The 4,244-nt window shown below is 36.8% G+C and carries 5 protein-coding genes; all 5 read left to right on the forward strand.

Going from position 1 to position 4,244, the window contains the following annotated elements; translation table 11 throughout:
* Nucleotides 1-257 precede the first annotated feature (257 nt).
* The 5 genes from HT715_RS12335 (at nucleotide 258) to HT715_RS12485 (ending at nucleotide 4,210) form a co-directional block, all read left to right on the forward strand.
* Nucleotides 258-428 (forward strand): PhrA family quorum-sensing system peptide, encoded by a 171-nt coding sequence (locus HT715_RS12335; RefSeq protein ID WP_001227862.1) that lies wholly within the window; start codon nucleotides 258-260, stop codon nucleotides 426-428.
* A 314-nt stretch (nucleotides 429-742) separates the two neighbouring features.
* Complete coding sequence (locus HT715_RS11425) at nucleotides 743-1,039, forward strand: lactococcin 972 family bacteriocin (protein ID WP_000911559.1); 297 nt, start codon at nucleotides 743-745, stop codon at nucleotides 1,037-1,039.
* A gap of 102 nt (nucleotides 1,040-1,141) precedes the next feature.
* Complete coding sequence (locus tag HT715_RS11430) at nucleotides 1,142-3,157, forward strand: DUF1430 domain-containing protein (RefSeq protein WP_054388490.1); 2,016 nt, start codon at nucleotides 1,142-1,144, stop codon at nucleotides 3,155-3,157.
* A 1-nt stretch (nucleotide 3,158) separates the two neighbouring features.
* Nucleotides 3,159-3,791 (forward strand): ABC transporter ATP-binding protein, encoded by a 633-nt coding sequence (locus tag HT715_RS11435; RefSeq protein ID WP_023934537.1) that lies wholly within the window; start codon nucleotides 3,159-3,161, stop codon nucleotides 3,789-3,791.
* A 140-nt stretch (nucleotides 3,792-3,931) separates the two neighbouring features.
* Nucleotides 3,932-4,210 (forward strand): hypothetical protein, encoded by a 279-nt coding sequence (locus HT715_RS12485; protein ID WP_000712965.1) that lies wholly within the window; start codon nucleotides 3,932-3,934, stop codon nucleotides 4,208-4,210.
* Nucleotides 4,211-4,244: the final 34 nt, after the last annotated feature.

Raw genomic sequence — 4,244 nt, forward strand, 5'->3', positions numbered from 1 at the left:
TTCGAGTCGTTGGGAGAGTCTCAACTCTTTTCTTTTCAATCTGAATTTCTCTGCGAGTGTATTCATTAAAGATAATAAACCTTCCTATTTGCTTAATTTCATTATAAAATTTTTAGTTCAAAATAGTAAGTTAAAGGAATAAATAATTCTTTATGGTAATAAACAAAAAAAAAAGTTAAAAATTACATAAAAATACTTGACTAAATAAAATATATCTGTTAGAATAAAAACAAGAAAAAAGAAAGGGGTTTCATTGCATGAGAAAAAAACGTGGAATTAAAAAATTAGTTACATTTGCATTGCTAGGTGTTTTTATGTTTAGTAATACAATTCCTTACCAACAGTTTATTCAGAAGAATAAACAATTGGAGATTCGAGTGCAATCGCAAAAGAAGTCCAATGGTCTTGATGTTGGGAAGGCTGATTGATTTTATATTACTTTAAAATTCAACTATTTAGAGAAAGGTATTCTGATGAGAGCTTGTAACAATACCAGATAGATATAAGAATGGAGATGTTTGATAAAATGCTTTCATAGCTAACCAACTGTTGAAAATTATGAGTTACAAAATCTAAAGTATTTAAGATTGGTTTATAAAATTAGGTCTCTGCCTGTAGAAAGGAACGTGCAGTTAGAAAGGAGGAAAAAATAGGATACTATAATTCAGACTGAGATTTCTAATTAAAATATATAGTTGCATTTCGCTCATTTTCATAATATTTCATTCAGAGGAGTAATAATATGTTAAAATTTAGAAAAGTAGTTGCATCATCCCTTGCCGTTTTGGCATTTAGTTTGGCTCTTCCTGTTTTGGCAGTTTCTCACCGTGGTGGCGAGTGGACCTATGGAGGCCATCATGATCCAAATAATTGGGGAGCATTTTCGAATTATTATCATGGTTCACAGTATCACTGGGCCTATGTTGGAAGTAATGGACGTAACAATCAAAAAACAGTTTATGCAGGAGCACGTAGTGCGGCCTATGCGTTTGTTAATACAAATTTTGGGGAGCAAGTTACATTTGATGCGGGATGGTAAAGAATAATTGAAGAAGATTCTTTTATCAATAGTTCAGTAAGCTTGTTAGTTTATAGAGGGCAGGAGTATTTCTGCCCTCTGTTTTAGAATAAGGAATGCACTATGAAAAAATTATTTATACTCATATCCAACCTGCTTGCTAGTTTGTTCTTTGTTTGGGTATTTACCATTTGGACTGATACATATGTCTCCCATTATTACCCCAACGTTGTTGTACGTGATTCTTCCCCTGAAACAACTTTTCAGCATGTTGCTACACGCTTGGAAAAACTAGCAGAAGAAACAGATAGCTTTATTGCGATTCAACACCAAGATCCTAACTCAGAAGGTACTACAGTTTTTTCTTATACGACCTTTGGGGACGGAAAGTTGCCTGATGGGCTTCAGGAAAAAAATCTAGAAGATGCTCAAAGTAGTAGTGTTGAAACAAACTATTTTGTATTCGATGGACACCTAGATATTCACTTGCTAAGGGAAGAGCTAAGTCAACTTGGCTTGACTAACATGCACCTGACAATTCCATCTAAACTATCTACGTTAATGGCTATCTTTAGTAACGGATTTCAGTTAATCAGTCTATTGATTTTCATCTTAACCTTTGTAGCACTGACTTTAATTAGTCAAATTAGCCAATTACGGTCATCGGGCATTCGCCTCATTTCAGGAGAGAAACGGTGGTCCATTTTCCTTAGACCAGTTGGTGAGGATTTGAAAGGGATAGCTGTTGGTTTCAGTTTAGCTGGCGTGCTCGCCATTCTTATGCAAAAAATTCTGTCGCTTCCAACGCAATCCCTAATGACCATAGGAGCAGGCTTGCTCAGTTATAATCTCATCTTGTTGTCGATCTCCCTGTTTTTCGCTCAACTCTTCGCAGTTGGGATAAAAAAGATACACCTGATGCAGATTATAAAAGGGCAAGTGCCTGTCAGAGGAATCATTAGTTTGATTTTAATCGGTCAACTGTTAGCGATTATTATTGTAACGCTGGGAATAGGGAGTAGCTTAAAGTATTCCCAAGCCTGGCAACAGCATCGGATTGGACAAGAGGTTTGGAGTCAGGAAAGACAACTGATTACCCTATCAATCAGCCGTGAAGGAACGAGTCCTGGTTTTGATGAACAAGCTCAAAGGAAACTCAGAACTTGGTATCAATTGATGGATCTGGCTGTTTCAGAACAAAAGGCTTTCTTATCTAGACACCAGTTAATTGACCGTACTTTGCAAAATGGCATGGCTTCCTCCAAAAACTTGACAACCTCTACAGAATGGCACGATTACAGCCCGAATGGCAATGTCCTTATCGTCACACCGCATTACTTGGAGCGTCAAAACATTCCTGTAGATACAACTATTAAGCAAAAGATGAATCACCTTAATGTAGGGGAGTTTGTCTTATTGCTGCCTGAACACCTCCGTTCAGAGGAAGAACATTATAAATCTGTTTTTGAAGACGACTTAACCAGTCGCATGTCTAGTCAAGATGAACGACAGCAAATGACTGCTACGGTAGGTTATTTGGAATCAGGTCAGGATCGATTTGTGTATAATACGACCCCTATTTCTTACCAGCAGTTTTTGAAAGATCCGATCGTCATTGTTATAACACCCCAATCAACTGGTCCACAGTCCATTTTGTTTTGGATAGACGCAGTACAGAACTACGTTCTCTTTAATCAATTGTCTGATGCCCAGGAGCTTATCCAGAGACAAGGCATTGAAAATTGGGTCTCAGAAATGCAAACAGGTTACCACAACTACATCACATTATTGGATAATATCCAGAGGGAACATTGGGTAATGCTAGCAGGAGCTGTGCTTGGGATTGCAACTTCAATCTTGTTGTTTAACACTATGAATAGGCTCTACTTTGAAGAATTTAGACGTGCCATTTTTATCAAACGCATTGCAGGTCTCAGGTTCTTAGAAATCCATCGCACTTATCTCTTTGCTCAACTGGGTGTGTTTTTACTGGGATTTGTTGCGAGTGTATTTCTTCAGGTAGAGATAGTAGTTGCTTTCTTAGTCTTGTTACTCTTTACTGGTCTATCTCTTTTACAGTTACATGTCCAAATGCAGAAAGAAAACAAGATGTCCATGCTTGTTTTGAAGGGAGGTTAATATGATTGAACTTAAACAGGTGAGTAAATCTTTTGGAGAACGAGAGTTATTTTCGAATCTTTCAATGACATTTAAGGCTGGAAAAGTCTATGCCTTAATTGGTTCAAGTGGTAGCGGAAAAACAACCTTGATGAACATGATTGGGAAATTAGAATCTTATGATGGGACGATTTTTTACCGAGGTAAAGACTTGGCCAATTATAAATCGAGTGATTTTTTCCGTCACGAATTGGGCTACCTCTTCCAGAACTTTGGCTTAATTGAAAACCAAAGTATTGAAGAAAACCTTAAGCTAGGTCTCATTGGTCAAAAGTTGAGTCGGTCGGAACAGCGGTTGAGGCAGAAGCAGGCTTTAGAACAGGTCGGCCTGGCTTATCTTGACCTAGATAAGCGCATCTTTGAGTTATCGGGCGGAGAATCGCAACGGGTTGCCTTGGCAAAAATTATCTTAAAGAATCCACCCTTTATTCTGGCAGATGAGCCAACAGCTTCAATAGACCCAGCAACCTCTCAGTTGATTATGGAGATTTTGCTATCTCTTCGAGATGATAATAGGCTAATCATTATCGCAACACATAATCCGGCAATTTGGGAGATGGCTGATGAAGTGTTCACGATGGATCGTCTGAAATAAAAATCCTTGTTTTTAATTGCACGATGAGTTATCGAAATATTATCATGAATCAATAATTGGAGTTAATTTAGAATTGTACTTTATGAATATTGAGGTAACTTTTTCTTGATAAAGGAAGAAATAGTGGAGAGAAAGTTAGAATGAAAAAATTCGACAATTATATTATTGAGAAGCCTTGCGATTCTAATTCAGATAAACTGCAAAAAATCTTAATAATTGAAAGTTTGGTAGATGATATTTTGCAATTTTCTCTCAGAATCAAAAATAGTGTAGGAGAGATTTTCCTCCTACAACCGTTTCAAAAGAAAACTATCTTTATTCCATGTTATTTTGAGGAAGATATTGTGAAAGTCAAAGATGATGATGAAGTTGAGTGGCATTTGTTAGAATTTCAAAAATTTAGAGCATTTTTGGCTTAGTAATCTGTGTTGAAGGCTCAAAATCTATGGTAAA

It is taken from the genome of Streptococcus sp. 4155 (assembly GCF_013276695.1).
GTDB classification, from domain to species: domain Bacteria; phylum Bacillota; class Bacilli; order Lactobacillales; family Streptococcaceae; genus Streptococcus; species Streptococcus pseudopneumoniae.